Origin of the sequence: Mesorhizobium sp. (assembly GCF_004962925.1) — a bacterium.
In the GTDB taxonomy this organism is placed as follows: Bacteria; Pseudomonadota; Alphaproteobacteria; order Rhizobiales; family Rhizobiaceae; genus Mesorhizobium.
On the sequence record NZ_SUEO01000001.1, the window covers coordinates 79944 to 98672 of the forward strand.

Below are 18729 nucleotides of genomic sequence, written 5' to 3' on the forward strand. Positions count from 1 at the left end.
ACTTTCACGGGTTCAACCGCTGTTGGAAAACAGTTCGCCACGCTCGCCGCGAATAATTTGCAGCGCTGCATCCTTGAACTCGGGGGACACTCACCGGTTATTGTGTGCGAAGATGCCGACCTGGCAACGGCGATACCGGCTATTTCGGAATACAAGTTCGAGTGCGCGGGCCAGAGCTGTAATGCGCCCAGCAGGATTCTTGTCGCCCGATCCCGCTATGAGGAATTCCTGTTCCGGATGACGGAGGCTGTCCGAAAAATCAGGATCGGTCCACCGGATGACCCTGCAACGCAGATGGGGCCCCTGGCAAACGCGCGGCGAATCGAGGCCATGCAACGCCTGACCAAAGATGCGGTAGAGGGCGGCGCCCGCATCGAGACCGGTGGCACCCCCCTTGACCGACCGGGGTTTTACTGGCCGCCAACCATCCTGACGGGCGTACCGAAGGAAGCGAGAGTGCTTCATGAAGAGCCGTTCGGACCGATTCTCACCGTGGCGCCTTTCGATACGATCGAAGAGGCGATCGAGGAAGCCAACGCCACCGAGTACGGGCTGGCCGCCTACTTGTTCACTGGCGCTGCCGATACGCAACAGAAGCTTATCAATGGTCTTTCTGCGGGCGCTGTTAGTGTGAATTACCTGAAAGGGGTTTCCGCTGATGCCCCTTATGGAGGAGTCAAGCAAAGCGGCTATGGATATGAAGGCGGCGAGCAGGGGGTGCGAAGCTTCCAGATTCTAAAAATGGTCAATGGCCTCGGTTCATTTGGATGAAATCCGGTGGGAAATAGAACACGGACCATCGCCGGTAGCGACATCACAAGGAGCGTCGCCGACGCCCTTCAGTACATCTCGTACTATCATCCTCCAGATTATATCCGGTCTCTTTCTCACGCATACACGCGAGAACAGAGCCCGCCGGCGAAGAATGCCATAGGTCAGATTCTGCTGAACTCCCGCATGGCGGCCTTTGGTCGGCGCCCGATTTGTCAGGACACCGGACTTGTGGTTGTCTTCGCAAAGGTCGGCATGGATGCCCGCATCAAGTCAACGGCCAGTTTCGCTGATCTTGTGAATGAGGGCGTACGTCAAGCCTATCTCGATCCGGACAATCCCCTTCGGGCATCGATCGTTGCGGATCCCCTCGCCAGACGGGTCAACACCCGCGACAACACGCCGGCAGTTGTCCATGTCGACCTGGTGCAAGGTAACCAGATTGAGGTCACCATCGCCGCAAAAGGCGGCGGGTCGGAGAACAAGGCACGTTTTACCACCCTCAATCCCAGCGCCTCCGTTTCCGACTGGGTGGTCAATACCGTTTCGACCCTTGGCAGCGGGTGGTGTCCACCTGGACTGATCTCTGTCGGCATCGGTGGTAGCGCTGAAAAGGCGATGCTGCTGGCCAAGGAGGCCATGAACGAGCCCATCGATATGGCGGAACTGATCGCAAGGGGGGCGTCAAGCGCAGAGGAGGGGCTGCGGATTGAGCTGTATGAGCGGATCAACGCGCTTGGTATCGGCGCCCAAGGCCTTGGTGGTCTGACGACAGTCGTTGACGTCAAGGTTGCGACCTATCCTACTCATGCGGCGTCCAAGCCTGTGGCGCTCATCCCGCAATGCGCCGCCAACCGGCACCTGAAGTTTACTTTGGACGGCTCTGGACCCATCAGCCTCCAGCCGCCCGATTTGCGCGAATGGCCCGACATCGGAGCCGACGAATTGAACCCAGCCGGCGTCCGGCGGGTCAATTTAGATACGCTGACGAAGGAAGAGACGGCATCGTGGCGCTGCGGTGAAACGCTCCTGCTGTCTGGAAAGATGCTGACGGCCCGTGACGCTGCCCACAAACGAATGGTCGAACTGATCGATGCCGGCAAGCCGCTTCCAGTCGATCTGCGGGGACGCGTGATCTACTACGTCGGTCCCGTCCGGGCAGTGAGGAATGAGGTCGTTGGACCCGCCGGTCCAACAACCTCCAGCCGCTTGGACGATTTTACGGACAAGGTGCTCGCCGAAACCGGCCTTTTCGCGATGGTGGGCAAAGCGGAGAGGGGACCGGCGGCCATCGCATCGATTGTAAGACACAAAACGCCATACCTTGCTGCAGTGGGTGGCGCTGCGTACCTGATTTCAAAGTCGATTAAGGCGGCGCGGATTGTCGCCTTTGAAGACCTGGGCATGGAAGCCATCTATGAATTCGATGTGCAGGACATGCCCGTCATCATGGCTGTCGATGTTGAGGGAAACTCCATTCACAATTCCGGGCCTCTTGAGTGGCGTAAGCGTATGGCGGCCGACAGCATCGCCCGCAACATCGGTGTTTGAGTCTTTCCGGTTGGGCGATTTCGGCCAGACCCCAGCGCCAAATTGTCGGGGAAGCCGTAAGACGAGTGGCATTTGCGGTGCCCTGCGCCTCGGCGAGCCGGACGAGCAAGGCCTTCAATTCACCCCAATAGCTGAATGTGCCAGTGAATACTGCATTGAGTATGCCGTCCACCCGATCGAGGCTCGATTGCAGTCGCGCATCTATCAAGTACGGGTAGCGGAGATTCAAGAAAGGGTTATCTATTTATCAGGAGGTCTCCGCCGCCGCGGACTATCCTCTCCAGCTGCATCATTGCCCCGTTAGGCGTCGGGGCGATAGCCAAATTACTTCTGCAGCTTTTCTCAGCGGATCACTCTCCCTCAGTTGATTTTCGTACCCATTCTAGCACATCTCGGGCCTGGAACGGATGCCTTCCACTACTACATTCGGTCGTTTCAATTGATGTTAGAATTGATCGGCACACGACGCGCTGTCGATCGCTGCTTGAGAGCAACAGGTTATGAAGTCGAAACCCGATCCCGTGCAACTCGACAGTTGGGACCTCCGAATTCTCTCCGAAATTCAGGCAGACGGTCGGATTTCAAAAAGTGAGCTTGCAAAACGAGTTCATCTTTCGGCGTCGGCCTGTTCGGAGCGGCTCCGAGCACTCAAGGCCGCAGGGATTATTGAGGGATTCTATGCGCGACTGAGTCCTGCCCTCATCGGCGGCATGATCTTTGTGATGGTGGAGGTCGTGCTGGATCGTCATCGTCTTGAGGACCAACGACACTTCGAAACTGCAATCGAAGAGATTCCGGAAATCCTGGACTGCTGGGCAATTGGGGGGCGCGTCGATTATCTGATGCGGGTCGCATCTCGTTCTATGGCCGCCTATCAGGATTTCATGGAGGGACTGCTGCAGGCAGGCTTGGGGATTGATCAATACTATAGCCTTGTCGTCACGAAACCAGTGAAGTCCAATTCACCGATACCCTTGTCCGCCCTGAGGCAACGGTAAAACCGAAAAGCTTAAGTTTCAACGGCGTTTGGCCCGGATCCCGTAGATTCGTCGGCAAAAAGCACCCATTCCGACGAAACTCAAGGGACATTTGCGGTATACTAATTGCTGGAAAGAGGTGGCCGAGCGCTATCCGCCAGTTGATGGCGAGGAAGGACGATGCGCTTGAGCAATCTGGAACCGATCAATTCCAGGAGACGGATCGAAGCAGCCATCGGACGCACTTGGCCAGCACGGTTGCGGCGAGAAGCCAAACCGGATCGTGCCTGGTGGAGGAGGGTCCATATCTAAGATGCGAAGTGTCGAAAAGTGCCTCTACAGCTACCTCAAGGGGGGGCTTCGCCCTGGATTGGCGATCAGTGGCGATTGAGCTTAGTCGCGGTCAGCGCATCCGTGTAGGGGGCGAAATCTACAGCGAGGAATTGGCAAGCCGACGGGGTAGCGGGAGTGCAAGCTGGCCCGCTCGGCCTTGGCGACCAAACCGGCCCTCGACGCCTGCGGATATTCGGAGATCGCTCCATCGCCTTTTTACGTCGTAAGTTCGTTGCTGATCGAGATTAGGAGATCGTCTGTCGTGTTTGACATTGCTGGTCAGTTCGGTTCCCACCTGTATAACATGCGTCCGGATTTCGTGACGATCGCAAAGGGTTTGAGTTCCGCCTACCTCCCCATCTCCGGGTCAATCATTGGCGACCGTGTCTGGTCGGTTTTGGAACAAGGAACTGAGAAGCACGGCGCACTCGGCCACGGCTGGACATATTCGGGGCACACGCTTTGTGCCGCAGCCGCGCTCGCCAATATTCGACTGCTTAAAAGAAAAAAATATTTTGGAGCATGTCCGCGATGTTGGACCGTATTGGCAAGACCGGATGAAGGCCGAGCTGGCGGGACATCCCATCGTTGGTGAAGTTCGCGGAGTGGGTATCCTGTCGGCCGTAGAGATGATGCGGGACCCAAAACAAAGGATACCATTCGAACCCGACCTTCAGGTCGGGGTGCGCACTGCAGCTGCTCTGTTTGAGAATGGTGTCATCGGACGGGCCATGCCGCATGGCGACATCCTCGGTTATGCACCCCCCCTGATCATTACCCGAAAAGAGATCGATATCATTGTCGACGCGACGGTAAAGTCGGTCGATACCACCTATCGCGCGCTGAAGGCCGAGGGTGCCGTATGATTTTGCGATCGCGAAGGAGTGAGTCCGGAGGCAGGCATGTCCCTGCGCGCTACTGCGCCGAGCAGACCCAAAACTGTTGAATTCCAGATATCTGATCTTGAGCATGCTCCGGACTATTTCAGTCACGAACCGAATCAGTTCTGCCGCCGCTGTCCTGTTGCCCAACGACCAGGACCTCTGTGCGGCGCGCCCTGCGGGTGTACCTCCCCGCCGGCAGGGCGCCCTTTTTGACCCACGTAATCAGAATCATTATGGCCCGTCCGGAATCGAGGGTCTGGTAAAGGTCATCTGCACGTTCCGATGCAGATTGAGCTTAGACGCGCCCTTTACATCATTGCAGCGGGCCACGGTCGCCGGTTCCAAAGTGCGGCAACGCCGAAGATATCTTCCTTCACATCACAAAGAGCAGAATAATCATTGCGGTGAATTTTATCACGTCAGGTATATAAAAGGACGATACTCACACGCCCATCCCGTTCACAAGGAAAAGGCATTTTAATATTGTTGAGACGATTTGCCTATCAAAGAAAAGAAAGCATCGCAACACTTCGTTCCGGATCACGGCGCCCCGGGTGGGGGATGAGCGGCTATCCGAATTGTTATGCTCGTGCCGACCCAAATTCCTGCAAAAGCTGGGTCAATGATGGCTTTTGGTCAGCGCAGGATGATTTCTCCTGATTTGGACGGTGCAGGGGCGGTCACGATTTAATGCATGGAGATTCTCTGATTGAGCTGTTGAAAGATCAAGAGGCGTCTGCCAGACGCCCAACGGGCGAGCCCAGCATGATTGGGATGACCGGCGAAGATCGAAAGTGTGGCAGCATTCTGGAGCCTGGTCAGCGCAGCGACGCCCGCGAAGTCAATCGCGTTTGTCGGGACATACACGACGCAGCCGGAAGGCGTGCAGAAAGAGGAAGAATCGAGCGCGACGATGACGAGGGACCTGCCACTTGTTTTCGAGACATTCCTTGAAAGACTGTCACAGAGTATCGATGAGGCAGATTTCCGGGATGCCATGGCTGAGGCGGCCGGACGACTTGACCTAATCTCCTTTGCCTACCTCTCCTTGCCAGCACGGCCTTCCGGCAAACCGAGGCTAATTTCGAACTATCCACCCCGCTGGACCAGACAGTATCTGGAAAATCAGTATGAGAAACTCGATCCTGTGGTCTTGCGTGCTCGAAATGGCGGCTGCCCGTTTCACTGGGGATCGAATTTGGGAGGCGATAAAATGTCGCCGGCTCAACAGCAGCTATTCGATGAGGCGGCTCAATTCAGCATCTGCTGCGGTTTGACGATCCCAATTGTCGATCTCCGCGGCCGCATCGCTGCGGTTACTTTTGCCGCCGATGAGCCTCGTCCAGTATTTCTTCGGGTCGCTGAGCGGTACGAACAAGCTCTTCAGCTGATGGCGGCCTGCTTTCATCGTTGCGTTCGCCGCAAACTGCCGAGCGATCGAACAGTGGATGGGATTTCGCTGACATCCCGCGAATATGAGTGCCTGCGGTGGGCAGCGCGGGGTAATTCAGCCTGGGTGACCGGCCGCATCTTGGGCATCAAGCCACGCACGATCGCTTTTCATTTGGACAATGCCAAGAAGAAGCTAGGCGTGCGAACCCAAAATCAGGCTATAGCCCTTTTGGGGTCCGAAGGGTCCTCAATTCTCTGAGAAGCTTTTTGATCCGGTTGTGCTTGGTCCATTCGATCGCGCGCTTTGTATCGAGCGTTGACTGGATGCCGAGATCTTCTGTTCCGCCGGCTCGGTCAGGGCGATGCAGCCGTATCCTTCCAGTCCGCGCCGGTGATCTTAGTCTACCGGTGCTCGAGCGGGTGTTTCGTCGCTGACGAGCTAGTCGTGCGGTTTATAGTTTCCGAGAATGGCCCGCTTGCATACCTGCCTGCCGGTAATCTCTAACCGTTGACTTAGGGCGATGGCTTTCGGTTATCCGGCTTGAAAGCGAAGAGGTGGACCATTCTGCGTCGAGCGCCGGCACGATATGGAGTGCTGCTCCGGGCTATTACCCATCCAGACAGAGCGGAACCTTCTATCACGTCAGACGCTCGGACAATTGCCAAAACCCCGATTTCCTGGGAACTGAATTGTGCTCGCCACCGAGTCCATTTTGCCGGCGCGTCTGTGGTGCAGGTCCCGATCAGCCTGACCACTGGCTGCCACAGGAACTGCCTACTTGTATGACCGAGCACTGCGCATTTGTCAGCTGGCGAACAATTCCTTGTAGCCGCTCGTCACCATCCAGTTCGCACGGTCGAGATGACTACGAAGCGCCTTCCTGGCGCGCTCCGGTTCAAGTGCCGGATCAATGCCGAGGATCAGATGGGCCATTTCCTCTTGGGGCGCCTCATCGGCTGAGGCGTCCAGGAGCCTCATATAGGTGGTAAAGTGCGCCCTGTCGTAGGCGGTAAGACGGTCAGACCAAGGGACTTCGTCGAGCAGTGTTGGGCTTTGAATCCTATCTGTTCCCGTTGATCGATTCATGTCTGCCGCGAACCTCGCATGTTGATCGCTGGATTCAAGGCAGAATATCCCAAAATGGGATAATCCGAAACGGGGATTAGTCGCTGAGCCGGTCTCTACCTGACCGGTTCACCTAAATGCCAAAATCTCTTCGATCTCCCCGCCACCAGCGGTTTCTGGCCCAGTTGATCTCACTGCGCAAGGTCAAAGGGCTGACGCAGGCGCAGGTGGCTGAGATGCTTGGCCGTCCGCAATCTTTCGTGGCGAAATATGAGGGTGGAGAGCGGCGTCTCGATATCATTGAGTTTCTCGACGTAACTGCGGCCCTCGACGCTGATCCGTGTGAGATTCTGTTGAGCCTGCGGACGTAGTGGGCGCCCGCGCCCATCACCGCGCGTGCCGGGTGCCGGTGGGTCGATCCCTGCTTTTCTTGGCTCAGGGCGTCTCGACCATTCCGCTGCGCCTCCTCCTAGCGCGTCGTTAGACTCTCGCAATTCTCTCTGTTGTGCCCTTCCCAGCAGGTGGCGCCGCATCCTTCTAGGCCCGCCGCGGCGTCCCGCAACCCTTAGCTAGGTGTGAGCTTTCAGTAGGTTGTCCATCCGGTCCTTCGGATGCGGTGCGGCTCAGACGGCGGGCCCGTTCCTGTCATGACTCGCCGCCGCACCGCTTCCTGGGAAGCAGCCATTGGCGAGCGGAGGACAAAACGATGAGACAGCGAAGGGCTGGGCCATCCGCGCCGACTGGAAGTCCTCGCGATCATCTTCGAGCGCATTCGCGCTGTGGTGATGCGTCGATGCATGGTGGTTATGCGACTTCGTTGCTTCAAGCGAAGCGACCGCACCGCCCTTTCGTCAACTGGCGAACAAATCCTTGTAGCCGCTCGTCACCACCCAGTTTGCACGGTCGAGATGACTGCGAAGGACGTTCCGTGCGCGCTCCGGTTCGCGTGCCGGATCAATGCCGAGGATCACATGGGCCATTTCCTCTTCAGTGGCGTTGTCGGCTGAGGCGTCCAGGAGCCTCATATAGGTTGTAAAGTGGTCCTTGTCGTAGGCTGTAATGCGGTCCGACCAGGGGACCTCGTCGGCAAACGGCGTGTTCGATTTGGGCTGTAACATTCGCTAATTCTATCTCCGGAGAATGGACCGGCGAAGCCCTCTGGCTGCTAAATGTGGATTACATATTATATTATAGTTGATAAACTCAAGCCGCCTGATCCGCTGGCTTGCGTGCATGGATATGCGCAAGTTGGTCGGACGGAATGTGCAGAGGATCAGGCAAAGGAAGCGTCTGACGCAGGAGCAGCTTGCGGAGATTTCCGGGTTCAGTCAGCAGTACATCAGCGGCTTGGAGAAAGGCCGAAGAAATCCGACAATTATCACGATCTATGAACTGGCATTGGCCCTCGGCGTCAGCCACATGGATCTGGTTCGGCCCGACAAACAGGCCTGATACACCCGCCCTCCAAGTAGCTGGCGGCCTGATGGCGCGCGCCGGGTGCTCGTGAACCCACGCTTTTCTTAGGGCCCCCCGGCAGCCCCTGCCATTTGGCTCGCCCTGGCGCGGCGCACCCTATTGGACAGTCGGCCGCTGCGGTTTTTGTCAGCCTTTCCTGGGGCGGTCGGCATTGCCTTTTAGGCCCGCCGCGGCCTCCCGCAACCTTCGCTCTCGCTTCAGGTCCTTCTCTTGGTTACGGTCCTTCGGATGCGGTTCGCCTCTTTCAGCGGGCCTAATCGCTTTCTGCCGCCCACCCCACGGGGACAGGCACGCGAGACTAGTATGGAGCGTTGCGGTTAGCGCACGAACAGCAAAGGAACTGAAAAAAACAGGCAACTGTCGCAGCATGGCTGAACCAGCCATCTTGTCGGCATCTATGAGCCGCGTGTTCGCCTTGGGGCCCTGCCGGTAGGATCCCTGCAGTTGAAGTCATTGTCGGCATTCTGACAACGATGGACATGAACCGCCGAACTATCAAGGCGACCAGGTTGTTGTCTAGCAATGGTTTTCCGAATCGGCACGGCACTTGCGTTACCAAAAACAAGTACGCCGCGGCACGGATCGCCCAAGAGGCTGAACGACCTGATCTGTTTGACCCTCGCAGCAGGGTGGATGGCTAACACAAAGGAAACTTTGAAGGTGGACGTTTTCGAAAGTTCTCCAATACCTGTCAGGAAAACACGGACGCCATCTTTCTCGGTGGATCTAGCCTTGCTGGGAGTCGCATTCGTTTGGGGGGCGAGCTATCCGGTCGGGAAAGGCGCACTGTTCTACGCGCCGGTTTCGATACTTGTTCTTTATCGCTTCCTGATTACTACGATCATTACGGCAGTGGCTGCAAGACATGAGATCGCATTGGTCTCCTGGGGCGATTTCATCCGCGGCTTCGCATTGGGAACAATACTTTTTTGCATCTTTATTGCTGAAACTTACGGCGTTGCATCGACAAGCGCAATGAACACGGCCTTGATCATATCGCTTTGTGTGATTTTCACGCCGATCATCGACTATGGGCTATCACGGCGACTTCCACCTACGGGCATTTTGGCAAGTGCTGCCATAGCGTGCATCGGTGTCGGCATTCTCACTGGCGGGATCAGCAGGTTCAGCCCGGGTGACGCGCTTGTCTTGGGGGCCGCGATTCTGCGAGCGGTTATGGTCGTTTCCACCAAACGCCTTCTGGCCGGCCGGCAGATTTCATCTGCAGCCCTGACGGCCATCCAGGGATCGACGGTGGCAACACTTACTTTCGTTTTGGCCGTCGCTCAGTTCGGAATTTCAGGCCTTGTTGTGAGGGCCACCCTTCAGTTTTGGGGCGCTGTTGCCTTCCTTGCACTCTTCTGCACCCTCGCTGCATTCTACATTCAAAATGCCGCAGTGAGAAAATCCACACCGACACGGGTTGGCTTCTTGATGGGAACAGAACCTTTTTTTGGTTTCGTTCTAGCGCACCTTCTTCTGAATGAGCCTTTGACAGTACCGAGCTTGATAGGCGCAGGCCTCGTCCTCGCTGGGACGTTTGCTGGCATCTGGTTTGAGAGCAGGACATCCAAATGAACCCCATCTTGGCTTCCACCAAACCCGCCTTCGGCGGCATTTCGAGTTTTGAAGATCTGGAGGCTTTTCCGGACCGAACCGCACCAGTTGCAACCATGTTCAGCGGCGGTCTCGACAGCACCTATCTTCTCTACAAGCTGCAAAGCCTTGGCTTTGCGAACATTGAAGCTGTCGCAGCGGATGTCGGAACGCGCATCGATCAGCCTTTGTTGGAACGGACGGCAGCCATGTTCGGCGCGCGCTTTGTCTGCCTCGAAGGGCGGGATGCCTTTGTCGAACAAGGCGTGAAATCAGCCATTCGAGCCCACGCCAAGTACCTTGGCATCTATCCGTTGAGCAGTTCGTTGAGCCGTCCCATAATCGCATCTTTGGTTGTTAATCATGCAAGGTCAATCGGCTCACGGCTGGTTCTTCATACAGCAAACCTTTCTCAAAACAGTCTTCCGCGCCTTAACAATAGCATTAAGCGCTCAGGATTTTCCGGCAACTTCGGCAGTCCGTATGAATGCTCTGTGATATCCCGACAACAGAAGACCTCCGACCTGTCCAAGTGTGGAGCGACTTTTGTGGCGGACCGTACGTGGAGCGCGGACGAAAACCTCTGGTGTCGGGAATTCGAGTCGGGGCCTTTGGAAGATCCCGAGAACTTTTCCATCCCCGAGGAGGCATTTGCTTGGACGCGCAACATTCCCGCAGAGCAGCCGGTAGAGATCAAACTCGGGTTTGCAGACGGAAGTCTCGTGTCAATTGATGACCGTGATGTTGCATTGGTCGACGCAATCCCGTTCCTGAATAACACGGTCGGCAAATTCGGGCACGGCCGCTTTGTCGGGCTTGAACACATCACAACCGGCCAAAAGGTTCTCGAAGTCCGCGAGGCCCCTGCGGCGGCCATTATCTTCGACGCGCTGCGTCACCTCGAAACCGCTTCTCTTGACGTGGCATCAATCGTTTTGAAGCAAGGGCTTGAGCAAGCCTGGTCCCAAGAGGCGGTTTCAGGTGCATGGGGCAGTACTATTCACCAGATGTGCGAACGGGCCATTGCATCCGCCCTCGAGGGCGTTAGCGGGAGCGTCAGCTACATAGTCGATCACACACGCTTTTTACCTCGGTCGATCCGAGCCAGGACGCCGAGATACATTAGGGACCGCCACCTTTGGGAATACCAAGCCGCAACCCACATAGCGTTGTCCAAAGCGTTCCGTCCTCGCCAAGTCGCCAAAAGGGAGACACCCGTGGAAAACAACGCACCCCAGGCGCCGGCCAACCTCAGTCAACAATGCACTGACGGTCTGGTGACAAATGGATGGTGGTTTTCAAAAGGCGAGCGCGCCGAAGCCTGCTTTGGCATCGAAATTGATGCAGCCTGGAAGAACTTTGCTGACCATTGGAATCGACTTCTTCTCGATGAATACATGCGTGACGGCGGAACATATCGTTACCGGCGCTATAGCGCTTTTGAATATGACGCAACTGACGGAATCTTTAGGCTCCTACCCCACGCCCCCTACGAACAATCAAAAGGTGTCAATCATCTGAATGGCGGCTTCAAGCGCCACTTCGAGCCCCTTGAAAACTCCTTTATAGACCATCCCGTCTTAGAAAAGATTCTGACAGGTTTCTGCAGAATTCTATGTGAAGCCGCCCGACATGATCGTTGGAATATCAAGATCCATCCCTACCGGATTGTCGCGCGCGATGGTGTAAACGGCAAACCGGCACCCGAGGGCCTTCACCAGGACGGGGTGGACTTCATTGCTTGCTATATGATTGGGCGGGTCAACGTCACCGGCGGCATGAGCATGATCACCGACGCCTCAAAGGAGTTCCTCGGCGAGGTCGAAATGAACTCCCCGAATGATTTTGTGATCTGCAACGACCGCGAAACCTTTCACGATGTATCGTCGATTGTGGCCGAAAACCTGAAAATGCCGTACGCTTATCGCGACGTCCTTGTGATCGCCTTCGAGAAATTATAACGCCCAGCGCGCCGAGAGCATTTTCAACAAGGTTCAATACTGCTTGGTATCCTCTCGGGTGTTCCTGGTGCGGGAACAATGCAGGATTAATTTCTTGCATCTAAACACCTAGATAGCAGTTTCGCCTCCTCTGGTATGATGGTTTTTGGCCTCGCGGATCTCGCGTAATACGAATGACCGTGGACACCCCCGATCTTCGCAAGAAAGTGAGAAATTATCCTCATGCTGTCCGACGAGGTGGTCTGCGGCTTCGGAGGCACCGGGAACTGGTTTGGTAGCCAGACATTTGGCATGGAACCGGACATGCTCTCGATCGCCAAGGGGCTTTCATCCGGTCACCTGCCCATTGGCGGCGTCATTATCTCGACAAGATTTATCAATGCGCCGCTGACGAGGCACACAAGGTCGGCGTGTTCGGTCACGGTTTCACCTACTCCGGTCATCCGGTGATAGCGGCCGTCGCCGCCGAGGCGATCAGGATCTACCGCGAGATCGATTTCGTGACCCAGGCGCGTCGTCTCGGCGATCACTTGCATGGAGCCCTCGCGGACGCGCTCGGCGACCATCCGCTTGTCGGTGAAGCCCGCGGCCGCGGCTTCATCGCGGGGGTTCAGATCGTCGAGGATCGTGCGCCCGTCGCGTCTTCGCGCCCGAGCTGAGGATCGGCGATGTCGAGCGGCGGTGCCGCGAGCACGGCGTCATGATCCGCAATATGGGAGACGTGCTTGCAATCTGTCCGCCCTATATAATCACCGAAAGCGAGATCGACGCCTTGGTTGACGGCATTCGTTCTGCGCTCGACGGCGCCGCTGCTGCGAATTCCCGGGTCGGTCGGGTGGCATGAGTTCCAGCATTAAGACCGACTGCTTCACTGCAGTGGATATTATCGAGCAAACGCTCACCCGAGGGGTGCACTTCATCCGTGTCCGGTACAAAACGTCACCCATGTCTCAGGTCGGGCACGCCGCTCGCCAACGACACCGAGTTCGGCCTCGCGGCCTACTTCTACACCGGCGATCTCGGTCGCGCCTTCCGCGTGATGGAAGGACTGAAGTACCGGCGTCAATGAAGGCCTGATCACCACGCCGGAGGTGCCGTTCCGCGGCGTCAAGGAATCGGGCCTCGGCAAGGAAGGCGGCCTCCAGGGCATCGTGGATTATCTCGACACCAAACATGTCTGCATCGGCGGTCTCGGCCTCTAGTGGTTCCCGCCTGACATGGGAGTCCAATCAGAGATTCCCTTTCTGGCCTGCGCGTGCGAGTCTGGCGCATGCGCACAGGAAGATCGTTCACCGTTTCGTCGGCCGATCGCGTCCGTCTGACGGCGCTGATCAGGGATCGCAACGCCCCGCAAAAGCATGTCTGGCGCGCCGAGATCGTGCTTTTGCCCGCCGACGGCGTCGGCACCGGCGAGGTCATGCGCCGCATCGGCAAGTCGAAGACCGACGTCTGGCGCTGGCAGGAGCGCTTTGCCGCGGAAGGCTGTGACGGGCTGCTGCGCGACAAGACGCGACAGTGGCGCATTCCGCCGCTCGGTCCCGATGTCGGCGAGCGCGTCGTGGCACTGACGCTTGCCGATCCGCCGGGCGAGAGGACCCACTGGACCGCCGACATGATGGCGCAAGCCGCCGCAATCAGCGCCAGCGCCGTCAGGCGCATCTGGAAGGCGCATGGTCTCGCACCCCACCGCTGGCGCCAGTTCAAGCTCTCCAATGATCCGAAGTTCGTCGACAAGTTGCGCGCCGTCGTCGGCCTCTATCTCGATGCGCCGGCCCATGCCATCGTTCTGTCGGTCGATGAAAAGAGCCAGATCCAGGCGCTCGACCGCACCCACCCGGCCTGCCGATGAAGAAGGGGCGGCTCGGTACGATGAGGCACGACTACAAGCGCAACGGCACCACCACCCTGTTCGCCGCCCTCAACGTCCACTATTGTCCCGTTGACGAGAATATCATCTTAGTTGCTTGTAACAATTTGTTCTCCACTTCCGTCTCCATCGTATCTCAGTCAACGCGATGGAGCAGGAAATGACTACAAACATTCTGAAACTGGAAGAAGGCAGGGCAATCGGCTCTAATCGTGACGTGCCGCTGTCAGATCATGAGGCGGAAGCCCTAGGGCATCTTGCGGTGGCGCTGAGTGGCATTTCGACGACCATTCGGTCCGCCGCCTACAAACACGCGCTAAACTCTAGTCACGCGATGAAGCCCCTAAAGGAGACGGAGGACGCGCTTACCGACTACGACGCCTTGGCGAGGGCGGCGGGCCGAAAGCAGCCGAAAGCGGCGGAGGAGGACGACAGGAAGGGGGACGCCCTAGCGAGAGAGGCCGCCGCACAGGTCAGCAGGGTCGTTCAGACCCGATCTTCCCGCTGGAGCAGACCGCGAAGGGTACCGGTGGCGTCAACGGACTACGTTCGGCAGGTGGTCATGGCAGATAGTCAGCTTGGAGCAGTGTCGGCACTGGTAAACGCGCGGCGAGTGGCTCCAGAACGCTTCCTTGCTTCTGTTCCCAGTGTAGATAATAATCCGGATGCTCCGCTTCTGACCTCTTTTTCGGACTATCTGAGCAGGGTGTGCGGACTGGAGTCAAAGTCCCGCGAAGGCGTTCTCCTGGGCAGCCGCCGCTTTCTGGATTGGTTCCATCACCACCATTCCCGGCCAAGCCCTCGGCGCGTTGACGGCTGAGCATGTCCTTGCCGCTGTCGAACATCGGCTGTCACTATCGGCGACCTCCGGTACCCGCACCGGCAGCAACTTCTCACATCGTATTGGGCTGGCCACCACGACCAGAATCTCGCGCGCGTCGTCCCCAGGACGCCCCACTGGCGTTTGGCTCATCTAACCCTCGAACTCGGCTACGGCCCGTCGACGGTCTTCTTCACATGGGTCGGATTCGACGAAATGGACGAGGTCACAGGCGACGGCCATGCTGAACTGCTCGACGACGGCTCCATCGAGATCACCTTCCTCTATCACAACGGCGACGAGGCAATCCTCAAGGCCAAACGGGACACTTCTTCAACGGCCTGCTAGGAGATCCGTGTTCGCCTTGCGCTGACAAAGAAGCTCACACATGACGTCCGGGAGACGATGCTGGCAAATGGTCTGGCTGAAGCATTCCACCCACAATACCAAAGCCCGTCCCGATCCAAAGCGCTTCTAAGCACTCCACCTCAGGCGCAAGGCCGGTTGGCCAGTGCATCTTCTTGGTCCGCCGGAAGAGAACCCCGCCCGACAATAGCTTCATGAGGTCTTGCGCTGCAGTGTCGACCGTAAAAAAGGGCGCGCGAGGCGCCCTTCATTTTAAACCGGCAGTCGGGAAGCAGACTTCACTCTGATATTCAAAAGCGGTAGGTGACACCTGCGCCTATCAGCCAGGGATCGAGCTCCGCCTTCCCCGTCAGCTTCGCGCCGGCCACCGTGACGTCGAAGTCCGGCCTCAGGAAAAGCTTCTTCACGTCGAAGTTGAGGCCCCAGTGCTGGTCCACCATGTAGTCGAATCCGACCTGCAGCGCCGTGCCGAACGTGTTCTTCACCTTGAGAGCGTCAGCGCTGCCGGTGTCCTGGTTATAGAAGATCGTGTAGTTCACGCCGGCGCCGACATAAGGCTTGAACGCGCCGAGATCGGTAAAATGGTACTGCAACGTGAGCGTCGGCGGCAGCAGCCAAGCTTTGCCGATGTTGCCCAACCCACCGATCGTCCCTTGGCCCGCGATGTTGGCATAGGTGGTACCGAGTATGAGTTCGGCGGCGATGTTGTCGTTAAAGAAATACGAGATATCGAGTTCCGGCGTCACCGTGTCCGAATAGGAAAGACCGGAGCCGGGAAGCGTATCAACGTAGCCCAGATCTTTCGTAACGACGCCCAACGCCCGCAGGCGGACCTGCCAAGGGCTTGGCGCTTCGGTGACCGAGGCTCCCGTCTCCGCCAGGACGGTCTCTGCTTGCGAAGGCTCCGCGGCGACGGCCTGCTGTCCCACCATGATTAGGGCCACCGCCGCTGCTATTGCCCGCGCTACGCCCATTCGCGTTCTCGCCATGATATTCACTCCTTGATGTTCAGAAAGGATGCACTGCACTATTTCGTCTCCTGCTCGAATGAATCGTTGATGGAGCTCAAATGCTCCTCTTGCGTTGCAACGCGTACCGCCATCTCCGGAAGGTGATCGTTGAAGCCGATTGCGCTGCGGAGAAAATTGGTGCCTAGACTGATGAATGCGGCTTGCTCCCGATTGTCCTTGCCGTAGCCGTGCCCGCCTGCGCTGGCCTCGTAGAAGTAAGCGGGATAGCCAAGAGCCTGCAGTTTTGCGGCCATCTTGCGCGCATGGCCCGGATGGACGCGGTCGTCGCGTTTCGTGGTGGCGATCAGGATAGGCGGATAGGGCTGTCCCGGCGCCGCGGCGTGATAGGCGGAGATTTCCTTCAGGAAAGCCCAATCGTGAGCCTTGTCCGGATCGCCATATTCGTCGATCCAGCTCGCGCCCGCTAAGAGCTTGGTGTAGCGACGCATGTCGATAAGCGGAATTGTGCAGAACAGAGCCCCGAAATGCTCAGGATAGCGGGTCAGCATGTTGGCGATCAGCAGGCCGCCGTTTGAGCCGCCCTCGGCGGCAATCCGCCTCGGCAGGGTGATGCCCCTTCGCACGAGGTCGGCGGCAACGGCGGCGAAATCGTCATGGGCCAGACGCTTGCCCTCCCTGCGCCCGGCATCATGCCAGCGGGTGCCGAACTCGCCGCCGCCGCGGATGTTCGCCTCCACACACGTGCCGCCGCGCTCGAGCCACAGCTTGCCCAGCGGGGAGTTGTAGTAGGGCAGGAGTGATACGCCGAACCCGCCATAAGCGGAAAGGTGAATCGGAGCATCTCCGTTCCCGTTCGCCGGGCCAACCTGCGTATAGGGGATCAGCTCATGATCGATAGAGATTGCCTCGTGGCGCGTGACCACCAGTCCGGATGCATCGAAATTCTCCGGGCTGCGCTTCAGGATTGCTGAAGCGCTGAGAGACGGCGCGGCATTGAGATCGAACAGCAAGAGCTGCGGCGGTGTGATCGGATCCTGAGCACAGACCAGGACCTCTCCATTGGTCTCGTGAACTGCCGCATCGAATGACCAGACGTCGACAGTCCCTTCGGCGGGCAGGGTGTTCAGGACTCGGCGCGTCCATTCCTGGTGGCCGGGAGTGAACATCTCGAAACGCGGTACGAGATTGACGAGGTAAGAGATAATGAGCTTCCCGTCATTCCAGAAGAATGACTGCAGGGAGCGCCTTTCCCCTGGTTGAAACAGGGTCTCAAAACGGCGACCGCCGGCGAGAAAAGAGGAAAGCGAGATGACGATCAGCGCGTCGGCGGGATGGGTGGTGCCTCCCACCGTCCAGGGCTTTTGCGGCCTTACCGCCAGCCAGTCGCCGAAGACCTGCCGCGACGCGTCGCGAGGAAGATCGATCTGCCTCCTCGGCCCGCTCCTGTCGCCGATCCAGCTGATCTTCTCGAAGAAGGCCGGCTGCTCGATGAACCAAAGGCGCTCGCTGCGGCCGGTGCGGTCCGAATGACCAGACACCTTGAGGCTCTGGAACCCGGCCTCGTAGATTACCGGCGTGGTGAGGGGATCCGCGTCACGCTTCCACAGTCGCACGGTGCGCGCATAGCCGGAGCGGGTGGCCATGCCATTACCAAGCGCACTGGAAAGCAGAAGCGTGTCAGGGTCCAGCCAACTAACGTAGCCTTTGGCCTCGGGGAGGTTGAAACCGTCGGCCACAAAGCTCAGAGAGATCAGGTCGAATTCGCGATGCACGACCGCGTCGCTGCCGCCGCGCGACAGGCGCAGAACGGCTCTTTCCCGTCTCTCCGGCTCGACGGACGCGCCGTCCCAGATCCAATCCTCTCCGTCGCTAGCCGCGAGAGCATCTAGATCGAGCAGTAGCTCCCATTGGGGATCCGCCTTCATGTAGGCGGCAAGGGTGGTCCGGCGCCACAGTCCGCGTGGATTTCCGGCATCTCGCCAATAATTGTAGAGGTACTGACCACGGCGCGCGATCAGGGGAAGGTTGTCGCGATTGTCGAAAATGGCTGTCAGAGCCGCCCGGTCGCGCTCGAACTGCGTTCCACCGAAGTGCTTCAGGGTCTTTGCCGACTCGCCGGCGGCCCAGGCAAGTGCCCGCTCGCCCTCTACATCTTCAAGCCAGAGATAGGGATCGTCGTCGGGAGCATCCAGCGTTGGACGGACATCAAATGCGTTCATGTCCGGACAGCCTTCAGAAAGAAGGGATAGAGGCTTCCGTCGGCTCGGGAACGCTCAGTGTTGGTAGCGGCGCCCACATGTTCGAAAAGCGTGATCATTGATGAGTTCTTCCAGTCGGTGCGGCGTCGTAGTTCTTTTGCGCATAGGACCGCAACCGTCGTGCCAACTAGGAAAATCGTTTCGGAACAATGCGATCGCTCTGGAAGCGTTGTGTCACATGTCTGACATCGTCGAGAATCCGATAACGAGTGCTCCTCCTAATCACCGGATCAACCTCCGGCGCCAGTCGGTGACACCGTGCAGAACTCGAGCAGTGAAGCTCATTGGTGAACTTGGTTGACGCCCAACATCTTCGCTCTGGAGCGCTTCACGCACACGGATTCATGGCAGACACCATGAGGCGATCGATGCGGTTAGCGACCAAGCTGGCTGCGCCTGTGGGTTTCAGCCGCCAGCTGGAAGCAGCGGAGTTCTGAGGA

At 57.9% G+C, this 18729-nt stretch carries 18 protein-coding genes and 2 pseudogenes; 16 read left to right on the forward strand and 4 right to left on the reverse strand.

The window, feature by feature from the left end; all coding sequences use genetic code 11:
• The 6 genes from E5W87_RS00395 to E5W87_RS00420 all read left to right on the forward strand — a co-directional run.
• A partial coding sequence (locus E5W87_RS00395) for an aldehyde dehydrogenase family protein (RefSeq protein WP_292392980.1) occupies nt 1–771 on the forward strand: 771 nt, incomplete at its 5' end.
• 6 nt (nt 772–777) lie between these two features.
• Nucleotides 778–2322, forward strand: coding sequence for a fumarate hydratase (locus E5W87_RS00400; RefSeq protein WP_292392982.1), 1545 nt, complete (start codon nt 778–780; stop codon nt 2320–2322).
• Nucleotides 2323–2822: 500 nt separating this feature from the next.
• Nucleotides 2823–3320, forward strand: coding sequence for an Lrp/AsnC family transcriptional regulator (locus E5W87_RS00405; protein ID WP_127248552.1), 498 nt, complete (start codon nt 2823–2825; stop codon nt 3318–3320).
• A 616-nt stretch (nt 3321–3936) separates the two neighbouring features.
• Nucleotides 3937–4227, forward strand: coding sequence for a hypothetical protein (locus tag E5W87_RS00410; protein ID WP_292393049.1), 291 nt, complete (start codon nt 3937–3939; stop codon nt 4225–4227).
• Nucleotides 4148–4498 carry a hypothetical protein gene (locus E5W87_RS00415; protein WP_292392985.1) on the forward strand — a complete coding sequence of 117 codons (351 nt, stop codon included), beginning with the start codon at nt 4148–4150 and terminating at the stop codon, nt 4496–4498. Before E5W87_RS00410 ends, E5W87_RS00415 begins: the two co-directional genes overlap by 80 nt.
• A 931-nt stretch (nt 4499–5429) precedes the next feature.
• Entirely contained in the window at nt 5430–6167 is a 738-nt protein-coding gene (locus E5W87_RS00420; RefSeq protein ID WP_127248563.1) for a LuxR family transcriptional regulator, read from the forward strand.
• A gap of 546 nt (nt 6168–6713) precedes the next feature.
• On the opposite strand, the gene E5W87_RS00425 is transcribed toward E5W87_RS00420, so the two are convergent.
• Entirely contained in the window at nt 6714–6995 is a 282-nt protein-coding gene (locus tag E5W87_RS00425) for a DUF2285 domain-containing protein (RefSeq protein WP_091597912.1), read from the reverse strand.
• A 116-nt stretch (nt 6996–7111) separates the two neighbouring features.
• On the opposite strand from E5W87_RS00425, the gene E5W87_RS00430 reads away from it, so the two are divergent.
• A complete protein-coding gene (locus E5W87_RS00430; protein WP_091597910.1) occupies nt 7112–7345 on the forward strand; it encodes a helix-turn-helix transcriptional regulator in 234 nt (77 codons plus the stop codon).
• 480 nt (nt 7346–7825) lie between these two features.
• On the opposite strand, the gene E5W87_RS00435 is transcribed toward E5W87_RS00430, so the two are convergent.
• Nucleotides 7826–8092: a DUF2285 domain-containing protein gene (locus tag E5W87_RS00435; protein ID WP_029354712.1), complete on the reverse strand. Its 267-nt coding sequence runs from the start codon at nt 8090–8092 to the stop codon at nt 7826–7828.
• Between the two features lie 115 nt (nt 8093–8207).
• Between E5W87_RS00435 and E5W87_RS00440 the strand changes: the two genes are divergently transcribed.
• From E5W87_RS00440 to E5W87_RS00480, 9 genes and pseudogenes are all read left to right on the forward strand, one after another.
• Complete coding sequence (locus E5W87_RS00440) at nt 8208–8426, forward strand: helix-turn-helix transcriptional regulator (protein WP_029354714.1); 219 nt, start codon at nt 8208–8210, stop codon at nt 8424–8426.
• A 657-nt stretch (nt 8427–9083) separates the two neighbouring features.
• Entirely contained in the window at nt 9084–10028 is a 945-nt protein-coding gene (locus E5W87_RS00445; RefSeq protein WP_091597904.1) for a DMT family transporter, read from the forward strand.
• Nucleotides 10025–12007 carry an argininosuccinate synthase-related protein gene (locus E5W87_RS00450; protein WP_292392987.1) on the forward strand — a complete coding sequence of 661 codons (1983 nt, stop codon included), beginning with the start codon at nt 10025–10027 and terminating at the stop codon, nt 12005–12007. Before E5W87_RS00445 ends, E5W87_RS00450 begins: the two co-directional genes overlap by 4 nt.
• A gap of 222 nt (nt 12008–12229) precedes the next feature.
• Nucleotides 12230–12457: an aminotransferase class III-fold pyridoxal phosphate-dependent enzyme gene (locus E5W87_RS00455; RefSeq protein ID WP_292392989.1), complete on the forward strand. Its 228-nt coding sequence runs from the start codon at nt 12230–12232 to the stop codon at nt 12455–12457.
• Nucleotides 12418–12666: an aminotransferase class III-fold pyridoxal phosphate-dependent enzyme gene (locus E5W87_RS00460; protein WP_292392991.1), complete on the forward strand. Its 249-nt coding sequence runs from the start codon at nt 12418–12420 to the stop codon at nt 12664–12666. Before E5W87_RS00455 ends, E5W87_RS00460 begins: the two co-directional genes overlap by 40 nt.
• 308 nt (nt 12667–12974) lie before the next feature.
• Nucleotides 12975–13209, forward strand: a pseudogene (locus E5W87_RS00465) (aldehyde dehydrogenase family protein); the annotation flags it as partial.
• Between the two features lie 68 nt (nt 13210–13277).
• Nucleotides 13278–13933, forward strand: a pseudogene (locus E5W87_RS00470) (IS630 family transposase); the annotation flags it as partial.
• A gap of 101 nt (nt 13934–14034) precedes the next feature.
• The gene (locus tag E5W87_RS00475) at nt 14035–14694 is read left to right on the forward strand and encodes a hypothetical protein (RefSeq protein WP_292392993.1); all 660 of its coding nucleotides are present in this window, start codon (nt 14035–14037) and stop codon (nt 14692–14694) included.
• 144 nt (nt 14695–14838) lie between these two features.
• On the forward strand, nt 14839–15042 hold the full coding sequence (locus E5W87_RS00480; protein ID WP_287310941.1) for a hypothetical protein: 204 nt from the start codon (nt 14839–14841) through the stop codon (nt 15040–15042).
• A 308-nt stretch (nt 15043–15350) separates the two neighbouring features.
• Here the strand turns inward: E5W87_RS00480 and E5W87_RS00485 are convergent, their stop codons facing one another.
• Both E5W87_RS00485 and E5W87_RS00490 read right to left on the reverse strand, forming a co-directional pair.
• Nucleotides 15351–16049, reverse strand: coding sequence for an OmpW family protein (locus tag E5W87_RS00485; RefSeq protein WP_287172802.1), 699 nt, complete (start codon nt 16047–16049; stop codon nt 15351–15353).
• A gap of 38 nt (nt 16050–16087) precedes the next feature.
• Nucleotides 16088–18250 carry a prolyl oligopeptidase family serine peptidase gene (locus E5W87_RS00490; RefSeq protein WP_292392995.1) on the reverse strand — a complete coding sequence of 721 codons (2163 nt, stop codon included), beginning with the start codon at nt 18248–18250 and terminating at the stop codon, nt 16088–16090.
• Nucleotides 18251–18729: the final 479 nt, after the last annotated feature.

Bases quoted from the DNA above. Each gene is read 5' to 3' on its own strand.
- E5W87_RS00405 (WP_127248552.1), top strand. From the start codon at position 2,823: ATGAAGTCGAAACCCGATCCCGTGCAACTCGACAGTTGGGACCTCCGA.
- E5W87_RS00430 (WP_091597910.1), top strand. From the start codon at position 7,112: ATGCCAAAATCTCTTCGATCTCCCCGCCACCAGCGGTTTCTGGCCCAG.
- E5W87_RS00450 (WP_292392987.1), top strand. From the start codon at position 10,025: ATGAACCCCATCTTGGCTTCCACCAAACCCGCCTTCGGCGGCATTTCG.
- E5W87_RS00420 (WP_127248563.1), top strand. From the start codon at position 5,430: ATGACGAGGGACCTGCCACTTGTTTTCGAGACATTCCTTGAAAGACTG.
- E5W87_RS00475 (WP_292392993.1), top strand. From the start codon at position 14,035: ATGACTACAAACATTCTGAAACTGGAAGAAGGCAGGGCAATCGGCTCT.
- E5W87_RS00440 (WP_029354714.1), top strand. From the start codon at position 8,208: ATGGATATGCGCAAGTTGGTCGGACGGAATGTGCAGAGGATCAGGCAA.
- E5W87_RS00455 (WP_292392989.1), top strand. From the start codon at position 12,230: ATGCTGTCCGACGAGGTGGTCTGCGGCTTCGGAGGCACCGGGAACTGG.
- E5W87_RS00425 (WP_091597912.1), bottom strand. From the start codon at position 6,995: ATGAATCGATCAACGGGAACAGATAGGATTCAAAGCCCAACACTGCTC.
- E5W87_RS00490 (WP_292392995.1), bottom strand. From the start codon at position 18,250: ATGAACGCATTTGATGTCCGTCCAACGCTGGATGCTCCCGACGACGAT.
- E5W87_RS00485 (WP_287172802.1), bottom strand. From the start codon at position 16,049: ATGGCGAGAACGCGAATGGGCGTAGCGCGGGCAATAGCAGCGGCGGTG.
- E5W87_RS00410 (WP_292393049.1), top strand. From the start codon at position 3,937: ATGCGTCCGGATTTCGTGACGATCGCAAAGGGTTTGAGTTCCGCCTAC.
- E5W87_RS00445 (WP_091597904.1), top strand. From the start codon at position 9,084: ATGGCTAACACAAAGGAAACTTTGAAGGTGGACGTTTTCGAAAGTTCT.
- E5W87_RS00435 (WP_029354712.1), bottom strand. From the start codon at position 8,092: ATGTTACAGCCCAAATCGAACACGCCGTTTGCCGACGAGGTCCCCTGG.